Raw genomic sequence first — 17,549 nt, 5'->3', positions numbered from 1 at the left:
GAAGCCGCACTTTGCTGCTGACAAGCGGGGCGATTTTCAGCATTGTCCGACGCGGGGCTCGACCGGGACGACTTGATGCCGCTCATGCGCCACAAGATCATTGGCCATGATCTGGAACGGCTGGCCTTTCGCTTCACCATGTTGAACGACGGCGAGGTCGTGCAGTGCCAGATCAGCGACGCCGCGATGGACGAGCTCGCGGGCATGCAGGGCACCGAAAGCAGCGCACGTCAGGCGCAGTTCCTGTCGCTGCGCGAGACCATCGAGCGGGTCGCGTCGGATCTCTACGACGAGGCACCGCGGTTTCAGGGCTATGTGGTGCGGATTTTCATGCGGCATTTGGGACGGTAGCTGTCGCTCCTCTTTCTCACCCCTCCAGCTTCCTCAGCAGCAACCGCAGCGCCGCCGCTGCGAACATCTGCATGTTGCCGAGCCGGTCATTGCTCCCCGTCTCCAGCGTCATCACCTCCATGGCGGGCCCTGCAACCGCCATGCAGCTACGGCCCGCCGAATCGCCGTAGCGGTTGCCGGTGGGGCCGGCGGCGCCGGTCTCGGACAGGCCCCAGTCGCTGTCGAAGCGCGTTCGCATCTGCTCGGCCAGCAATTGCGCGTAGGGCTCCGACGACGACCGAAAGCCCTTCATTCCTTCGTCCGAAATATCCATCAGCACGCGCCTGGCATCGCGCGTATAGACCACCGCGCCGCCGAGGAAATAGGCGGATGCGCCGGGCACCGCGAGCAGGCTGGCCGCGATCAGGCCGCCGGCGGAGGATTCGGCAACCGCAATGGTCTGTTTGCGCGCGATCAGTTTGGCGGCGACCTGTTCCGCAATGCCGACGAGCTCTTTCATGTCGTAACCCCTCATTCCTTCGCAACCGAGCTCAGCCTTCCTAGCATATGACAGGACGCTTGGCTGAGTTGCGGGCGGCGGGCAGGCCTGCTTGAATGGCGGGGACAAGTAGAGACATGCGAGGAAACGTGAGAAGGGAGACGTGATGGCGTCCCTGATCGCCGGCGGCATCGACTGCGACGTGCATCCGGCCGTGCCGCATCTGACCAGCCTGCTGCCGTACCTGAACGATTATTGGCGCGATCAGGTCACGACGCGCGGCATGGTCGACCTTATCTCGCAATCCTATCCGCAGAACTCGCCGATCACCGCGCGGCCGGACTGGCGCCCCGAGACCGGCAAGCCCGGCGAGAGTCTGGAGGCCATGCAGCGTCACGTGCTCGATCCCTTCCAGCTCAAGCATGCGATCTGCAACCCGCTCTACGGCGTTCAGATGGTGTTTTCGGAAGACATGCAGGCCGCCTTCTGCCGCGCGCTGAACGATTGGCTGGCAAAGGAATGGCTCGATCGCGACCCGCGGCTGCGCGGCTCGATCGTGATCCCCACGCAAAGCGTCGAGAAAGCGGTTGCCGAGATCGAGCGCTGTGCACCGGACGAGCGCTTCGTGCAGGTGCTGATGCTGGTCATGGGCGATACGCCGCTCGGCAAGCGCGCGCTGTGGCCGATCTACGAGGCCGCGGAACGTCTGGAACTCCCGGTCGGCATCCACGCCGGGTCCGCCTATCACAATCCGCCGACCGCCGTGGGTTGGGGGTCCTATCACATCGAAGATTATGTCGGGCAGGCCCAGGCGTTCCAGACCCAGCTCACCAGCCTGATCGTCGAGGGCGTATTCGCCAAATATCCGCGGCTGAAAATGGTGATGCTGGAGTCCGGCGTGTCCTGGATCGCGCCCTATCTCTGGCGCCTGCACAAGTTCTGGCGCGGGGTACGGATGGAGACGCCCTGGGTCGATCGCGCGCCGCTGGAGATTGTGCGCAGCAACATCCGCTTCTCGTTACAGCCATTTGATGCGCCGCCGGAACCTCAGACATTAATTCGCCTGTTTGATCATATGCAGTCGGACGAATTGGTCCTATTCTCCACGGACTATCCGCACTGGCAGTTCGACGGCCAGGACGCGCTGCCCGAAGGTCTGTCCCCCGATCTCGTGCGCAAGATCATGATCGACAATCCGCATGCAACCTATCCCCGCCTGAAATGAGCCCGCTGCCAAGGAGGCAAGGCGATGAATATCCAGTTCCGCGAGAACCAAGAAGCCGCTTCCCCACTGAACGTCAAAACCGCAATCGCGGACTGCGACATCCATCCGGCGCGCACGACCCACACCGAGCTCTACCCCTACCTCGCCAAACGCTGGCAGCATCACCTCGAAGTCTACGGCGTCCATGCCTATCAGGGCATGATGGAAGGCCCGCCCTATCCGAAGGCCCAGCCCAACGCCTCGCGCCGCGATGCCTATCCGCCGGAAGGCGGCCCGCAGGGCTCCTCGCTCGCCTTCATGCAGAAGCAATTGCTCGATCCCAACAACGTGCAGCTGGGCGTGCTCAATCCACTCAACACCGGGCAGGGCATCCGCAATCACGAGCTCTCAGCCGCTCTGTGCTCGGCGATCAACGATTGGCAGATCGACAAATGGACCAGCAAGGACAAGCGGCTGAAGGCCTCCATCGTCGTGGGCAATGAGGATGGGCTGTCGGCTGCGGCCGAGATCCGCGAGCGCGCCGGGGACAAGAATTTCGTGCAGGTGCTGCTGCTCAGCCGCAATGTCGAGCCGCTCGGCCAGCGTCGCTATTGGCCGATCTACCAGGCTGCGGAAGAAGCGGGGCTCCCGGTCGGCGTCCACGCCTTCGGCTTCGGCGGCAACCCGATCACACCCTCGGGCTGGCCGTCCTATTACATCGAGGAGATGGTCGGGCATTCGCAGTGCCAGCAATCGGCGCTTGCGAGCCTGGTTTTGGAGGGCGTGTTCGAGCGCTTCCCGAAATTGAAGATGGTGATGATCGAGGCCGGCTTCGGCTGGGCGCCGTCACTGGCGTGGCGGCTGGACAAGGCCTGGCAGCGGCTCAGGAGCGAGGTGCCGCATGTAAAACGGCCGCCGTCGGAATATATCCGCGAGCAGGTGTGGTGGACGACGCAGCCGATGGAAGATCCTGAAAGGCGCGAGGATCTGTTCGATGTCATCAAATGGATCGGCTGGGATCGTCTCTTGTTCGCCACCGATTATCCGCATTGGGACTATGACGAGCCGTCGCGCGTGCTGCCGGCGGGAGTCAGCGAGGACAATCGCGAGGCGTTCTATCTCGGCAACGCAAAGAAGCTGTACGGGATAACCGCATGATCCGAAAAAGTGTGAAGCGGTTTTTCGATCAGATCATGCGGAAAACATAGCATGGCGCGGCATGTGATTGCCGCGGTCGACGAGCTTCCGCCCGGCACGCGAAAATTCCTGGAGATCGACGGGCGGCCGATCGCAGTCTTCAACATCAAGGGCGAATATTTCGGCCTGATGAACCGCTGCCCGCATCAGGGTGCGGCGCTGTGTGAGGGCCCGCTGATCGGTCTCGCACAGTCGAGCAATCCCGGCGAGATCGAATACACCAAGTTAGGTGAGATCATCCGCTGCCCCTGGCACGGCTGGGAGTTCGACATCCGCACCGGCCAATCCTATTGCGACCCCCGCCGTTTCCGCGTGAAGGCCTATCCCGCCCATGTCGAGCCGGGCGCGAGCGTGGTGAAGGGGCCCTATGTCGCCGAGACCATCCCGGTGAAAGTCGAGAGCGACTACGTGGTGGTCGAGCTGTAGGTCTCCGCTGTCATTCCGGGGCGGTCCGCAGGACCGAACCCGGAATCCATCGGGCAACAGATCCTGTGAGAAATGGATTCCGGGCTCGCGCTACGCGCGCCCCGGAATGACAACCGAGGGAAGCCGCTGCATTTTCACGCCTTATTCTGCGCCGCCGCGAGCACCCATTGCCGGAACGCAGCGAGCTTTGGCGCCTCCCGACGGCCGTCCGGCGCGACCAGGTAGAAGCCGGCGTCCGCCGGCAGCGCGATCTTGAAGGGGACCACGAGCCGACCTTTGGCGATGTCGTCCTGCACGTAGGAGGTCCGTCCCATGGCGACGCCGATGCCGTCGATGGCGGCCTGGATGGTCATGAAGATCATGTCGAAGGTGATGCCGGGGTGCCTTGCGATATCGGCCGGCAGGCCCGCCGCGGTCAGCCACAGCCGCCAGTCGTCGCTGTTGGTGCTCGACGTGTGCAGCAGCGGATGGTTGCGCAGATCCTCGGGGCGGCGCAGCGGCTTGTCGCCGCGCAGCAGCGACGGGCTGCACACCGGAAACAGCTCGTCCGCCATCAGCCAGTCGGCGCGCAGGCCCGGCCATTGGCCGCGGCCATAGCGGATCGCGGCATCGACATTGTCGCGCTGGAAATCGACCAGGCTGGTCGAGGTGGTGATGCGCACGTCGATGCCGGGATGCTGCTCCTGGAAATCGGTTAGCCGCGGCAGCAGCCATTTGGCGGCGAGCGAAGCCAGCGTCGACACTGTCAGCACCTTGTCGTCGTCCTTGCGCAGGAGACGGTCGGTGGCGAGGCGCAAATCGTTGAAGGCGGCGCGGACCCCCGGCAAATAGTCGCGCGCCTCCGGCGTCAGCGCCAGCGCGCGGTTCTGCCGGATGAACAGGCGGATGCCGAGCTCCTCCTCCAGCCTGCGGATCTGATGGCTGATCGCGGTCTGGGTCACGTTCAGCTCGCTGGCTGCGAGCGTGAAGCTGAGATGGCGCGCGGCGGCCTCGAACGCCCGCAATCCGTTCAGGGAGGGCAATCTGGCAGTCATTTGGCAGCAGGATGCATGACGTTATTTCATGCGAAAAGGTACAAATTGTCGTTTGTCGCGGCGCAGCAGAAGGCAGATATTAGCGATCAACTTAGCTCCAGGAGCTGAAAATGTCTACATTGACCGACAATTCGATGACAAATCATCATGCACAGGGCGTCCTCTACCAGATCGGCGAGGTCCTCCACGTCTGGCACGAGCGCTACCGGACCCGGCGCGAGCTGACGCACTGGACCGCCCGCGATCTCCAGGACGTCGGGCTGTCCTGGTCCGACATTGCCTACGAGGCTGACAAGCCCTTCTGGCGGGCCTGACAGGCCGCCAGGCCGGCGCCGCCTGAGCACAGGGGCGCCGGCGGTCCCCTTTTCCGCTGGGCACGTGTCATGAGCACCCTTCGCCTCGAAGACCTCAAGCAATATTCGGACGTGCTGCGCACAAGGCGGGGTGAGCGGCTCAATGTCCGCTTCGTCGAGCCGCGCGACACCGATGAGCTGCAGCACTATTTCCGCTCGCTCTCGACCCGCTCCCGCTACAACCGCTTCTTCGGCGCGATCAGCGAATTGCCTAAGGGCCTGCTGCACGATTTCCTCGAGGTCGGCGAGGGCGATCGCTTCACCATCGTGGCGACCATGATGGTCGACCGCTTCGAGACCATCGTGGCCGAAGCCCGCTATGCCTTCCATGCCGAGACCGCGACGTTCGAGTTCGGCCTCTCGGTCGATGACCGCTGGCAGGGCCACGGCATCGCCACCGCGCTGATGAAGAACCTCGAATGCCGCGCGGCCGCGCTCGGCGCCGAGCACATCTACGGCGACACGCTGCGCGCCAATGAGGCCATGGTCTCGCTCGCGCGCAAAGCCGGCTTCACTTTCGTCAACCATCCGGACGATTGGAAGCTGGTGCGCTTCGACAAGGAGATCAGCGTCGCCCCGAAAGACATTCCCTGCGCGAGCTGGCGCCTCGCCGCCCTTTCCCGTCAGGCCGACAGCCCCTCAGCCTCGGCCTGACATGACTGCAGCCCGGCCTGGCCAAGCCAGAGCCGGGCGTTTTTTTGCCTTCACTCAAGCGCCGTCACTGGTGAAGTCGGTCGAGGTCGCGACGGTCCGCCACTCCGCCAGCTCCTTCGCAACGAACGCGTTCTTCGCCTCGATCCGCTCCACCGTGTCGCTGCCGAGCGGCAGCCGCAGCGGCGGGTTTTTCGCATCGACCAGTTTCAGGAAGGCCTGCGCCAGCTTGCGCGGATCGCCGCGCTGGCCGCCATTGACGTCGGCCGCGTGCGCGCGTGTCTTGCCGACGCTGTCACGGTAGTCCTCGATCTGCACGGCCGTGTGCGACAGCGAGCTCTCGTCGAGAAAGTTTGTGCGGAAGAAGCCGGGCTCGACCACGGTGACCTTGATGCCGAGCGGCGCGACTTCGCCGGCCAGCGCCTCGCTGATTCCCTCGACCGCGAACTTGGTGGCTCCATAGACGCCCCAACCGAGATAGCCGGTGTAGCCGCCGACCGACGAGATGTTGATGACGTGGCCGGAACGCTGGCGCCGCATATGCGGCAGCACCGCGCGGGTGACACTGAGGAGGCCGAACACGTTCGTGCCGAACAGCTTCTGCGTTTCCGCATCGCTGGCTTCCTCGATCGCGCCCAGAAGGCCGTAGCCGGCATTGTTGACGAGGATGTCGATGCGCCCGAACTTCTTCACGGCCTGGCCGGCGGCCTCATGCGCCTCGGCCTCGCTGGTGACGTCGAGCCGGGTGGCGAGCAGCCGCTCATGCGTGCCCAGGCGGGCGGTGACGGTGGACGGGTCGCGCGCGGTCGCGACCACGGCATCGCCGGCCTTCAACGCCGCTTCGGCAATCAACGCACCAAATCCGCGGGACGCTCCTGTGATGAACCAGACACGCATGATATTGCCCTTTCCATTTGGCCCGGCGGTGTGCCGAAGCCGATGGGCAAGGTGTAGCGGCTCGCCATAGCTGAGATAATACGCTATATATTTAGCAAGCTCTTGAGCAAAATTCATCAATGCGGATCGACCCGTCCGACCTTGCGACCTTCCTCGCCATCGCCCGCCACCGCAGTTTTCGCGCGGCGGCGACCGAACTCGGCGTCACGCCCTCGGCATTGTCCCACGGCTTGCGCAATATCGAGGAGCGGCTGGGGCTGCGGCTCGTCAACCGCACCACCCGCAGCGTTGCGCTCACCGAGGCCGGGGAACGCCTGTTCGCCCGCATCACGCCGGCCTTCCGCGACATCGACGACGCGCTCGAGGACCTCAACAATCTCCGCGGCAAGCCCGCCGGCACGCTGCGCTTCACCGCCGCGCGCCAGTCGGCCCAGCTGGTGCTGCTGCCGACCGTGACGCGCTTTCTGAAGGAATTCCCTGATGTGAGCGTCGAGATCGTCATCAACGATTCCCTGATCGACATGGTCGCGGCCGGCTTCGACGCCGGCGTGCGCTTCGGCGAGACCATTGCCGCCGACATGATCGCCGTGCCGATCGGCCCGCGGCACCGTTTTGCCGTGATCGGCGCGCCCGCCTTCTTCAAGACACACAAGCAGCCAGCCACGCCGCATGACCTGAAGGGCCTGCCCTGCATCCGCTACCGCTTCACGTCAGGCGCGCTCTATCACTGGGAGTTCGAGCGCGGCGGCATCGAGCTCGCGATCGATGTCACGGGGCCACTTACCATGAACGACCAGGACCTGATGGTCGATGCGGCGCTCGACGGTGTCGGCCTCGCCTATGTCTTCGAGCAGCAGGTTGAAGCGCTGGTTGCCAAACGCAAGCTGGTCCGCGTGCTCGCCGACTGGTGCCCAGCCTATCCCGGCTTCTTCCTCTACTACCCCAGCCGCCGCCAATTGCCGGCCGCGCTGCGGGCCTTCGTGGATTTTGCGCGGGCGCCGGCGAAGTAGCCGCGTAGCCCGGATTTCGCTCCGCTCCATCCGGGCTGCGATAAGGCCTATTCTTCCTCGATCCGGATTCCCCGCTCACTTAGAGCGGTGAGTATGGCCTCGATATCTTCCGGTTCCGCCCCGGTCGACGGTATCAACTCGTTGAGTTGATCGAACGTAACATAGCCCGTCTTCTCCGCCAGGATGGCGGCCTTCCGGACCACCTCAGACCAATCCATTCAGCACTCCAAAAAATAGCGTCTCTACTATAGGGAATGACCGAATGGTTCGGACCGCGCAGCGCGAATGGAGCGCACCGTCATCTGGGATCCTTCCCGCACTCGCGCCCCGTCATCCTGAGGTGCGAGACGCCCGGCGCAGAGCGCCGCGTGGGGAGCCTCGAAGGATGAGCGGCCCCGCTGCTCGTGAAACGCGACTCGCAACCACAGTCGGGCCGTCGCCCTTCGAGGGCCCGCGAAGGCGCGGCCACCTCAGGGTGACGGCCAGAGATTGCCGAATCCTGCTACTTCCCCGTGAACACCGCCTTGCGCTTGTCGATGAAGGCCTGCACGGCCTCCTTGTGGTCGGCGGTCGTGGTGAGGCGGACCAGCCGCTCGGCTTCGTGGTCGCGCGCGGTTTCGAAGTCGAACAGCAGGGCCTCGTCGAGATTGTCCTTCATGTAGCGCAGCGCGAGGCGCGGGCCTTCGGCGAGCGATTTGGCCAGTGCGAACGCCTCGGTCTGCAATTTGTCGTCGGGCACGACGCGGTTGACGAGGCCGATCGCCTCGGCGCGCGCGGCATCGACGCGGTCGCCGGTGAACATCAATTCGCGCGCCCGCGCGGTGCCGACGAGGCGGGTGAGCAGCCAGGCGATGCCATAATCGCCGCTGAGCGCGATGCGGGCATAGCCGGTGGCGACGAAGGCGGATTGCGCGGCGATGCGGATGTCGCAGGCCATGGCGATGGCGAGCCCGGCGCCGACTGCGGGGCCGGGCAGCGCAGCGATCGTCGGCTTGCGCACAGACACCAGCGCGCCGGTGAGCAGCCGCTGCCGCTCCTGCAGGTCGGCGACCTTGTCGTCAAAGGACATGTCGAGCTTCGCCTTGTCGCGATGCGCACCCATGCCCTTGACGTTCCCGCCGGCGCAGAAGGCTTCGCCCGCGCCGGTCAGCAGCAGCGCGCCGACATCGGGATTCTCGCCGCAGCTCCGGATCATCGTGCGTAGCGCCGGCGTCAGCGCGTCCGACAGCGAATTGCGCGCCTCCGGCCGGTTCAGCGTGATCACGGCGACGCGGTCGCGGATCGTGCAGAGGAGCTCATTGGTGCCGGTGTCGATGGTGGTTTCCGTGGTCATTGTTCCTCCCGGTCTCGTAGGGTGGGCAAAGCGAAGCGTGCCCACCATTATTTCTAAAGTTCGAGATCGTGGGCATGGCGCTTCGCGCCTTTGCCCACGCTACGGCAATGTGCCTTCAAAACCTCTCCACCCAGGGCCGCAGTTCCAGCTCCCAGCTCCAGGCGCTGCGCGGCTGCTGCAGCACGTTCCAATAGCTCTGTGCGATCGCGTCGGGATCGAGCATCGAGTCCGGCTTGTCAGCCGGATCGCTTCGCGTCGCGCTCCTGATGCCGCCGTCGATGACGAAATGCGCGACATGGATGCCCTGCGGCGACAATTCGCGCGCCATGCTCTGGGCAAGGCCCCGCAGCGCGAACTTGCCCATCGCGAAGGGAGCGGACTGCGCATAGCCCTTGACGCTGGCGGAGGCGCCGGTGAACAGGATCGCGCCGTGCTGGTTCGGCAGCATGCGCTTGGCGGCCTGCTGCGCCACCAGGAAGCCGCCATAGGCGCTGACCGCAATCGCCTGCGCGACGTCGGCCGGCACGAGATCGACGAACGGCCCGCGCGTGCGGCCGGAGGCGTTGTAGACGACGAGGTCGGGCGTGCCGATCTCGCGCTCGACCAGACCGAACAGCCGCTCCACGTCGTCGGGCTCGGTGGCGTTGCAGGCATAGGCCTTGGCCCCGGTCTCGGTGCAGAGCGCGCCAAGCTTCTCGCTCTTGCGTGCGGCGAGCGCGATGCGGATGCCCTGCGCCGCTAGCAGGCGCGCCAGCGATGCGCTGAGGCCTTCGCCGGCACCGACGATGAGGGCGATCTTGTACTTCGGGTGTTCCATGGCGTGATCTCTCGGAGGTAGGAGCCGCTGATCTATGCATGGTCCGCGCAGACAACCAGCCGGCGCGATCACAATTCCGCAGGGCGAGTTGCTCCCTCGCGGCGATCATGCCGCCCTGACATTTTGCGGCTTTATCGCTGTCCGCGACTGGAGCATGATCGACATCATCCAAAGCGGCAAGCGCAAAGAATTGCCGTCGGATGGAAACGAAGAGGACGATCATGCCCGGACCGGTTAAAGCGCAGCCAAAAGATATCGCGGCCGCACCCTCCGGCCTGCTGGCGCCCGATACGTCGGGCATGAATTTCTACCGCGCCGATCCCGCGCTCACGGACCTGCTCCGCATCCATCTCCCGGAGAATCTGTTCCGACACATCGAGCCGCATCTCGACCGGCTCGGTGAGCTCGCCGGCGGCCATCTCGACGAATGCGCGCGGCTCGCCGACCGGCACACGCCCATCCTGCACCAGCGCGACAAGTTCGGCCGCGACGTGCAATGGATCGAATATCATCCGGCCTATCGCGAGCTGGAGAACGCCGCGTTCGGCGAGTTCGGCATCCACGCGCTTTCAATCCGCAAAGGCATCATGGGCTGGTCGGACAAATACCCTGTTGTGGCCAAGCACGCCTTCACCTTCCTGTTCAACCAGACCGAATTCGGCATGGGCTGCCCGATCAACGTCACCGATGGCTGCGCCAAGCTCTTGGCGAATTTCGGCAGCGAGGCGCTCAAGGCGAAATATCTGGATGGCCTGACCTCGACCGACATGAGCAAGCTGACCCAGGGCGGCCAGTTCATGACCGAGAAGGAAGGCGGCTCCGATGTCGGCACGCTGACCACGCGCGCCGTGCAGGACGGCGACCATTGGCGCCTCTATGGCGAGAAATGGTTCTGCTCGAATGCCGACGCGAAAGTCGTGATGTTGCTGGCGCGCCCGGAAGGCGCCGGCCCTGGCACGCGCGGCGTCGGCCTGTTCCTGATGCCGCGTTTCCTCGACGACGGTTCGCAGAACCATTACCGGATCGTGCGCCTCAAGGACAAGCTCGGCACCCGCTCGATGGCCTCTGGCGAGATCAAGCTTGAAGGCGCGATCGCCTACGCTGTCGGCAAGCTCGACCGCGGTTTCGTGCAGATGGCCGAGATGGTGAACTCCTCGCGGCTCTCCAACGGCGTCAAGTCCACCGCGCTGATGCGCCGCGCCTATCACGACGCGATGACGGTGGCGACCAACCGCGTCGTGTTCGGCCAGCGCATCATCGATCTGCCGCTGGGGCGGCGGCAGATGCTGAAGATCATGCTGCCGGTGGAGCAGGGCCTGTCGATGAGCTTCCTCACTGCTGATGCCCTCGACCGTGCCGAGGCCGGCAGCCAGGATGCCGCGGCGCTGCTGCGCATTCTCACGCCGACGCTGAAGTTCCGCGCCACGCGCGATGCGCGCAAGGTTTGCGGCGATGCGCTCGAGATGCGCGGCGGCATCGGCTATATCGAGGAATTCGCCACCGCCCGCCTGCTGCGCGATGCGCATCTCGGCTCGGTCTGGGAAGGCACCGGTAACATCGTCGCGATCGATGCGCTGCGGCGGGCAGTCGGCCGCCACGGCGCGGAATCCGCGCTCGCAGCCGATCTGCACGCGCGGCTCGGCGACAGCGCCTCGGTGCCGCAGGCTTGGCGCGATCATCTGCGTGGCCTCACCGACCGCGCCGTCGGCTTCGCACGCGAAGTTGCGGCCAAGTCCGAGAACGAAGCCGATGCGCGCCGCGCCACCAGCGCGCTCTATCATGTCGCCAGCGCGGTGGCGCTCGCCTGGGAAGCACACCGCATTCACGAGATGCGCGGCGATGCACGCCGGCTGCTGCTCTCGCGCCTCGTGATCGACCACCGCGTGACGCCGAGCGATCCGTTCCGGCTCACGGAAAATGCCGCGCAGGCGAAGATAGCCGAACTGCTGCTCGGCGATCGCGCAGCCGGCATGAGCGAGGTTGGCGAACTGGTCCTGACGGCGTAGGCTGCGCGCTGCGATCAAACAAAAAGCGCGATAGGGAGTGTTCGATGAAGGCCGCCGTCCTCTATGAAGTCAACCAGCCGCTCGTCATCGAGGACATCAGCCTGCCGAAGCCGGGACCGCGCGAGGTGCTGATCCGCACCGCCGTCGCCGGCCTCTGCCACTCCGACCTGCATTTCATGGAAGGGCTCTATCCGCATCCGCTACCGGCAGTGCTCGGGCACGAATCCGCCGGCGTGGTCGAGCAGGTCGGCTCCGATGTCACCTATGTGAAGCCCGGCGACCATGTCGTCACATGTCTCTCCGTCTTCTGCGGCACCTGCGACAATTGCACGACCGGCCGCACCGTGCTCTGCACCGACGCGACGGTGAAGATGCTGCCGGGCGCCTCCAACCGGATGCAATGGTCGAAGCCGGAGAAGCTGCACCAATTCCTCAATCTCTCCTCCTTCGCCGAGCAGATGCTGGTGCACGAGAATGCCATTGTGAAGATCCGCAAGGACATGCCGCTCGATCTCGCCGCGCTGATCGGCTGCGGTGTCATCACCGGCTATGGCGCGGTGGTGAACACGGCGAAGGTGACGGCCGGCGAGACCGTGGCGGTGATCGGCTGTGGCGGCGTCGGCATGGCCGCGATCAACGGCGCGCAGATCGCCGGCGCCGGCCGCATCATCGCCATCGACACCAATCCCGCAAAGCTCCAGCTCGCGACCAAGCTGGGCGCGACCGACATCATCAATCCGGCCGACGGCGATGTCGTGAAGCAGGTCCGCGACCTCACCAATGGCGGCGTGCACCATTCCTTCGAGGTGCTCGGCCGCAAGGAGACGGCCGAGCAGGCCTTCGCCATGCTCGCCTCCGGCGGCACCGCCACCATTGTCGGCATGATCCCGTTCGGGCAGAAGATCGAGCTGCACGGCTTCGACTTCCTGCGCGAGCGCAAGATCCAGGGCTCCTCGATGGGCTCGAACCATTTCCGCGTCGACATGCCGCGCCTGGTCGACTTCTATTTGCGCGGCCGGCTGCATCTGGAAGACTGGATCTCGGCCAAGCTGAAGCTGTCCGAGATCAACGAGGGCTTTGCCAACATGAAGGCGGGCAAGACGCTGCGCAGCGTGATCGTGTTCGATAGTTGAGTGATTTTACTTTCGTCATTGAGCGAAGCGAAGCAATCCAGAACTGTTTCCGCGGATGCAGTCTGGATTGCTTCGTCGCAAGAGCTCCTCGCAATGACGAAGGACTGCTAATCGTCGAACATCTTCGGCGGCACGAACCCGCCGAACTCGCGCTCGATCAGCTCGGCGAGCTTGAGCGGCGTCCTGTCCTCGAGGAAGGGACCGACGATCTGGACGCCGACGGGCAGACCGTGTTTCGACAGGCCGAGCGGAACGGCCGTTGCCGGCAGGCCGGGAAGCGTTGCGATGCCCGGCCAAGCGAGCTGGTCGGAATAGGGGTAATCCTTGCCGTCGATGCTGATCGTTCGCAGGCGTTGTTCCGGCGAATGATCGTGCGAAAAGGCCGGCGTCGGCATGATCGGGCAGATCACCGCGTCGAAGCTCTTGAACAACGCCCGCCATTGCGCGCGGAGCACGGCGCGGGTCCCTGCGTCGAGGACCCAGGCGCGGTGGCTCGCGGTGATGCCGCGCAGCCGCTCCGCGTCAAGGCTGGTGTTCTCCGGTGACAGCTGGCTCGCCCGCGCCTGCGCATCCGCCAGCTCGTCGGGAGGTAGGAACGCGCCGAGGAAACCCAGCAGCATGCGCATGTAAAGCCGGGACGTCTCCGCGAGGTCCGGGAGCAGCGCGCTCTCGCGTGCGACGGTGACGCCGGCCTTCGCAAGATCGATTGCGAGCTTGTCGATCGCGCTGCGGACATCCCGGTCGCTCGGCAGCAGGGGATGGCTGTCGATCACCAACACACGAAAATCCCGCAGCGACTGATGCCGCGCGGCCGGCAAATCGAGCTTGTAGGCGATACCGATGTCGAGCGGATCGGGCCCCGCCATGACGTCGAGCAGCAAGGACAGATCCGCCGCCGTGCGCGCCATCGGCCCGATGACGGCGAGGTCGCCCTCGCGCGGAATGGCTGGAAACGGCGGCGGGGTCTCGCCGCGCGCCGCGCAGAGATTGAGGGTCGGCTTGTGCGCGAACACGCCGCAATGAAATGCCGGCACACGCAGGGAGCCGCCGATGTCCGAGCCGGTGGCGAGCGCGCAATAGCCGGCGGCGAGGGCTGCCGCCGATCCCCCGGACGAACCGCCCGGCGTGCGGCCGAGATCGTAGGGGTTGTTGGTGGTGCCGTAGATGTCGTTGTAGCTCTGCCAGTCGCCGAGGCCGACCGGCACGTTGGTCTTGCCGAGGATCACGCCGCCGGCCTGCTTGATGCGGGTCACCGCCAGCGCGTCTTCCACGGGCTTGAAGCCCTTCTGCGGCACGAATCCCCAGGTCGTCGGCAGGCCTGCGATGTTGAAGGATTCCTTGATCGTCGTGGGCAGGCCGAGCAGCGGCTTGTGCTCGCCGCGCGCCAGCGCCGCATCCGCCTCGCGCGCCGCAACGAGCGCGCGATCGAAATCGCGCACGCACACCGCGTTGATCCTGCCGTCGTGCCGTTCGATACGCGCGATCGCGTCCTGCGTCAGCTCGACCGCCGAGACCTTCTTCGCACGCAACGCGGCCGACAATTCGACCGCACTCTTGAAACTCCATTCCGATCTGGCCACCGCGCTTCTCCCGCTCTTGGATGATGATGCGCAGTCTGGCCGAATCTCGCAACGGCTGTTTGATGGAGATTGATGTGCTGCTAGCCGTAAACAGCGAATGTGATACGAGCTACGCCGCCCCCAGCCGTGGTTCCCCTGTCCAAAATCAGGCCACGCCCGCCTTGGCGAGGAAGTCGAGCAGCAACCTGCTCACCGCGGCCGGCTGCTCCTGCTGGACCCAATGGCCTGCGCCGTCGACGAGATGGCAGCCGAGCATCTTCGTGCACGCGCTGCGCTGCATTGTCTCGAAAGCGCCGGCCCGTTGATAGGTGCCCCAATCCTGCTTGCCCGAGATGAAGCAGGAGGGCACATCGATGCTGCGGCCGGCAAACAGCTGCATCTCGTTGTTGAGCGTGCCCGACGTGCCGTAGCGGTACCATTGCAGCCCGCCCTGAAAACCGGTGCGGCTGTATTCGGCGCTGTAATAGGCAAGGTCGCTATCCGGCAGCCATTGGTTCGCGGCGATCGCGGCCGGCGAGGGCATCTCCTTCGCGACCGTCTCAGCCATGGTCTCATGCAAGTCCATCACGTAATAGGTCGGCAGCTTCGCCAGCTCCTGCGCCGACCATGCTTGCAGCGGATAGGGCTTGTTGTCGGCCCAGTCCGCGCTCTTGTGATGATAATAGGCGCGCAGGAAATCATGCACGCCCTGCGGTGCCTGCTGCATGTGGGCATTGGCTTCCCGTGTCGAATAATACCATTGATAGTGCTTGCGTGGCCGCGGCAGCGCGGCGAGCTCGCGATGCACCGGGTCTTCCACCGCGGGCTTTGCCGGTTTGTCGACCGTGCCGAACGGCAGCGCCGGCGGACCGCCGAACGGCGCGCTCATCATCGTCACCGAACGAAACACGTCGGGCCGGATCAAGGCGCACCATGCCGCGACCGGGCTGCCGAAATCATGTCCGACCACATCGACCTGCCTGTAGCCGAACGCCGACACCAGGGCGAGCGCATCGCGCACGAGATTGAGAAGCGAGAACGGCGCGAGAGGGCCGTCGTACTCCGCGCTCCATCCCGTGGTGCGTCCGTAGCCGCGCTGGTCCGGTGCGATCACGTGGTAGCCGGCCGCGCTGAGCGCCGGCATCACCTTGCGCCAGGAGAAGGCGAGCTCGGGAAAGCCGTGCAGCAAGAGGATACAGCGCCGTCCCTTGGTCTCGAAACCGGCCTCCAGCACATGCATCCGCAAGCCGTTGATGCCGTCGACGGTGCGCGAGCGGATGCCGGCGGGCAGGGGAATTGGGAGCAGATCAGGCATGTTGTTTCCTCCTTACCCTCCCCTGGAGGGGGAAGGTCGATCGCGCGAAGCGCGAGCGGGGTGGGGTGATCTCTCCACTCGGGCAGTTTCAAGGAGGAGAGACCGTCACCCCACCTCGGTTCGCATTTCGCTTCGCTGCATACGAACCGATCCTCGCCGTCCAGGGGAGGATGGGAGTTCGCGGCGCGAGCCGTGCCAGATCACACCGCCACACACTCGAACGCGTTACCCTTGCGCCGGATCTTCCCCATCGACGGTGACGGAAAATGCGCCGTGCAGCACAGCGTGTCGGTGTCGCAATAGCGCTCCAGGAAGCTGCGGCGCGTTTTCGCCGCAGCAGTCGGATCGACGTCGAACTTGATCGAGAGCTCCGGATAGAGCGTCTGCAGCGGCGAGTGCATGAGATCGCCTGAGAAGACGGCGTCGTCCTTGCCGCGGCCCATCGTGATGGCGATATGGCCGGGCGTGTGGCCCGGCGTCGGCAGGATGCGGACGTGATCGCCGATCTCGTGGTCGTTGCCGACGAGCTCGTGCCTGTTGGCCTCGACCACCGGCAGCACGCTGTCGACGAAGGGCGGCACCTCCGTCTTCGCATTCTGCGCGGACCAGTGATCGAATTCCTGCTTGGCGAAGACGTAGCGCGCCTTCGGGAAGGTCGGCACCCAGCGGCCGTTCTCGAGCCGCGTGTTCCAGCCGACATGGTCGACATGCAGATGCGTGCACATCACGAAATCGATGTCGTCGACCGAGAACCCCGCGGCATCGAGCCCGCGCAGATAGGTGTCGTCGGTCTTCATGTTCCATTTCGGCCGATTGGGGCGCGGCTTGTCATTGCCGATGCAGCTGTCGACCAGGATGGTGTGGTGCGGCGTCTTCACCACGTAGGACTGGAAGCAGAGCAGCAGCACGTCCTCTTCGTCCAGCGCCTTCGCCTCGCGCATCCACGCCCGGTTCTCGGCCAGCACGTCCGCCGTCAGTCCCGGCAGCATCTCCAGCGCCGGGACGAACGAGGTCTCCTGCTCGATGATGCGATGGATGGTGAGATCGCCGACCGAGAACTTGAGGCTCATGAGAACTCCTGCGAGTACAGCATGATCCGGAAAAGTGTGCAGCGGTTTTCCGACAAGATCATGCTCAAACAACAAGCTAAAGCGCGACGATCGTCGCGCTTTAGCTGGCCGGAGGCACCGAGATCTTGACGGAGGGACGCTCCAGCAACTTTTGATGGAAGGCGTCGAGCTTCGGAAAGGCCTTGCGCCAGCCGCAATCGGCGAAGCGGAAGTCGGCATAGCCGAGCACGCAAACGAGGCCGATCTGCGAGATGTCGAACGGGCCGTTCAGCGCGTCAGGCATGTTCTCGAAGCGCGCCATGCCGGTCCAGGCCCTGTTCCAGTGGTCGTCCGACCAGGCCTGCCATTGCAGGCCCTGCGGCCGCACCATCTTCTCGTAGCGGCACAGCAGCATGGAATCGAGCATGCCGTTGATCAGCGAGTGGTTGGTCTTGGCCTTCCAGCGCCGCGGGCCGTAATCCGGGATCAGGCTGCCGCCGGCGATCTCGTTGAGATATTCGACGATGACGTAGGAATCCAGGATCACCTCGCCGTCATTGGTGATCAGCACCGGCAGCTTCTTCAGCGGCGTGATCTTCGAATAGTCCTCGTTGGCCGTGCCCGGCGTCACGCTTGCTGGCACGAATTCGATCTTGTCGATCAGCCCGAGCTCGATCGCAGCGATGCGCACCTTGCGGGCAAAGGGCGAGGCGGGGGAGAAGGTGAGCTTCATGAG

Annotated in this window: 20 protein-coding genes; 10 read left to right on the top strand and 10 right to left on the bottom strand. The window is 64.8% G+C overall.

Annotation, left to right across the window (positions count from 1 at the left end; translation table 11 throughout):
* Positions 1 to 42: 42 nt before the first annotated feature.
* Entirely contained in the window at positions 43 to 351 is a 309-nt protein-coding gene (locus I6F17_RS22770; protein ID WP_225128003.1) for a DUF1488 family protein, read from the top strand.
* Between the two features lie 16 nt (positions 352 to 367).
* Here the strand turns inward: I6F17_RS22770 and I6F17_RS22765 are convergent, their stop codons facing one another.
* On the bottom strand, positions 368 to 850 hold the full coding sequence (locus I6F17_RS22765; protein ID WP_225128005.1) for a CinA family protein: 483 nt from the start codon (positions 848 to 850) through the stop codon (positions 368 to 370).
* A gap of 145 nt (positions 851 to 995) precedes the next feature.
* Between I6F17_RS22765 and I6F17_RS22760 the strand changes: the two genes are divergently transcribed.
* The 3 genes from I6F17_RS22760 to I6F17_RS22750 are packed head-to-tail and all read left to right on the top strand — an operon-like array spanning position 996 to position 3,656.
* Positions 996 to 2,054 (top strand): amidohydrolase family protein, encoded by a 1,059-nt coding sequence (locus I6F17_RS22760; RefSeq protein WP_225128008.1) that lies wholly within the window; start codon positions 996 to 998, stop codon positions 2,052 to 2,054.
* 24 nt (positions 2,055 to 2,078) lie between these two features.
* Positions 2,079 to 3,191: an amidohydrolase family protein gene (locus tag I6F17_RS22755; protein WP_035997110.1), complete on the top strand. Its 1,113-nt coding sequence runs from the start codon at positions 2,079 to 2,081 to the stop codon at positions 3,189 to 3,191.
* Positions 3,192 to 3,242: 51 nt separating this feature from the next.
* Positions 3,243 to 3,656: a Rieske (2Fe-2S) protein gene (locus tag I6F17_RS22750; RefSeq protein WP_036040510.1), complete on the top strand. Its 414-nt coding sequence runs from the start codon at positions 3,243 to 3,245 to the stop codon at positions 3,654 to 3,656.
* A 134-nt stretch (positions 3,657 to 3,790) separates the two neighbouring features.
* Here I6F17_RS22750 and I6F17_RS22745 read toward each other — a convergent pair whose 3' ends face one another.
* Positions 3,791 to 4,690 (bottom strand): transcriptional regulator GcvA, encoded by a 900-nt coding sequence (locus I6F17_RS22745; protein WP_036040512.1) that lies wholly within the window; start codon positions 4,688 to 4,690, stop codon positions 3,791 to 3,793.
* Positions 4,691 to 4,800: 110 nt separating this feature from the next.
* On the opposite strand from I6F17_RS22745, the gene I6F17_RS22740 reads away from it, so the two are divergent.
* Both I6F17_RS22740 and I6F17_RS22735 read left to right on the top strand, forming a co-directional pair.
* Positions 4,801 to 5,004, top strand: coding sequence for a DUF1127 domain-containing protein (locus I6F17_RS22740; protein ID WP_035997119.1), 204 nt, complete (start codon positions 4,801 to 4,803; stop codon positions 5,002 to 5,004).
* 69 nt (positions 5,005 to 5,073) lie between these two features.
* Positions 5,074 to 5,697, top strand: coding sequence for a GNAT family N-acetyltransferase (locus I6F17_RS22735; protein WP_225128009.1), 624 nt, complete (start codon positions 5,074 to 5,076; stop codon positions 5,695 to 5,697).
* A gap of 54 nt (positions 5,698 to 5,751) precedes the next feature.
* Here I6F17_RS22735 and I6F17_RS22730 read toward each other — a convergent pair whose 3' ends face one another.
* Positions 5,752 to 6,591, bottom strand: a complete 840-nt coding sequence (locus I6F17_RS22730; protein ID WP_225128020.1) for an oxidoreductase — start codon at positions 6,589 to 6,591, stop codon at positions 5,752 to 5,754.
* A 119-nt stretch (positions 6,592 to 6,710) separates the two neighbouring features.
* Between I6F17_RS22730 and I6F17_RS22725 the strand changes: the two genes are divergently transcribed.
* Positions 6,711 to 7,601, top strand: a complete 891-nt coding sequence (locus I6F17_RS22725; RefSeq protein ID WP_225128023.1) for a LysR family transcriptional regulator — start codon at positions 6,711 to 6,713, stop codon at positions 7,599 to 7,601.
* A 47-nt stretch (positions 7,602 to 7,648) separates the two neighbouring features.
* Here I6F17_RS22725 and I6F17_RS22720 read toward each other — a convergent pair whose 3' ends face one another.
* The 3 genes from I6F17_RS22720 to I6F17_RS22710 form a co-directional block, all read right to left on the bottom strand.
* On the bottom strand, positions 7,649 to 7,819 hold the full coding sequence (locus I6F17_RS22720) for an RNA polymerase sigma factor region1.1 domain-containing protein (RefSeq protein ID WP_225128025.1): 171 nt from the start codon (positions 7,817 to 7,819) through the stop codon (positions 7,649 to 7,651).
* Positions 7,820 to 8,103: 284 nt separating this feature from the next.
* Positions 8,104 to 8,934, bottom strand: coding sequence for an enoyl-CoA hydratase (locus tag I6F17_RS22715; RefSeq protein ID WP_036040518.1), 831 nt, complete (start codon positions 8,932 to 8,934; stop codon positions 8,104 to 8,106).
* 115 nt (positions 8,935 to 9,049) lie between these two features.
* Positions 9,050 to 9,751, bottom strand: a complete 702-nt coding sequence (locus I6F17_RS22710) for an SDR family NAD(P)-dependent oxidoreductase (RefSeq protein WP_225128027.1) — start codon at positions 9,749 to 9,751, stop codon at positions 9,050 to 9,052.
* Between the two features lie 34 nt (positions 9,752 to 9,785).
* On the opposite strand from I6F17_RS22710, the gene I6F17_RS22705 reads away from it, so the two are divergent.
* Genes I6F17_RS22705 through I6F17_RS22695 form a run of 3 tightly spaced genes read left to right on the top strand, consistent with a single transcriptional unit; the run spans position 9,786 to position 12,890 of the window.
* On the top strand, positions 9,786 to 9,989 hold the full coding sequence (locus I6F17_RS22705) for a hypothetical protein (protein ID WP_035997131.1): 204 nt from the start codon (positions 9,786 to 9,788) through the stop codon (positions 9,987 to 9,989).
* Positions 9,973 to 11,757, top strand: a complete 1,785-nt coding sequence (locus I6F17_RS22700; protein ID WP_225128029.1) for an acyl-CoA dehydrogenase family protein — start codon at positions 9,973 to 9,975, stop codon at positions 11,755 to 11,757. Before I6F17_RS22705 ends, I6F17_RS22700 begins: the two co-directional genes overlap by 17 nt.
* A 44-nt stretch (positions 11,758 to 11,801) precedes the next feature.
* A complete protein-coding gene (locus tag I6F17_RS22695) occupies positions 11,802 to 12,890 on the top strand; it encodes a Zn-dependent alcohol dehydrogenase (RefSeq protein WP_225128031.1) in 1,089 nt (362 codons plus the stop codon).
* Between the two features lie 107 nt (positions 12,891 to 12,997).
* Here I6F17_RS22695 and I6F17_RS22690 read toward each other — a convergent pair whose 3' ends face one another.
* From I6F17_RS22690 to I6F17_RS22675, 4 genes are all read right to left on the bottom strand, one after another.
* A complete protein-coding gene (locus tag I6F17_RS22690; protein ID WP_225128033.1) occupies positions 12,998 to 14,470 on the bottom strand; it encodes an amidase in 1,473 nt (490 codons plus the stop codon).
* A gap of 145 nt (positions 14,471 to 14,615) precedes the next feature.
* The gene (locus I6F17_RS22685) at positions 14,616 to 15,764 is read right to left on the bottom strand and encodes an alpha/beta hydrolase (protein ID WP_276573254.1); all 1,149 of its coding nucleotides are present in this window, start codon (positions 15,762 to 15,764) and stop codon (positions 14,616 to 14,618) included.
* 200 nt (positions 15,765 to 15,964) lie between these two features.
* Positions 15,965 to 16,834 carry an MBL fold metallo-hydrolase gene (locus I6F17_RS22680; protein WP_225128035.1) on the bottom strand — a complete coding sequence of 290 codons (870 nt, stop codon included), beginning with the start codon at positions 16,832 to 16,834 and terminating at the stop codon, positions 15,965 to 15,967.
* Positions 16,835 to 16,934: 100 nt separating this feature from the next.
* Positions 16,935 to 17,546, bottom strand: a complete 612-nt coding sequence (locus tag I6F17_RS22675; RefSeq protein WP_225128084.1) for a glutathione S-transferase family protein — start codon at positions 17,544 to 17,546, stop codon at positions 16,935 to 16,937.
* Positions 17,547 to 17,549: the final 3 nt, after the last annotated feature.

The sequence above is a fragment of the Bradyrhizobium sp. NBAIM18 genome, from assembly GCF_020193825.1.
In the GTDB taxonomy this organism is placed as follows: domain Bacteria; phylum Pseudomonadota; class Alphaproteobacteria; order Rhizobiales; family Xanthobacteraceae; genus Bradyrhizobium; species Bradyrhizobium yuanmingense.
This window is presented reverse-complemented; position numbering and strand designations above follow the sequence as displayed.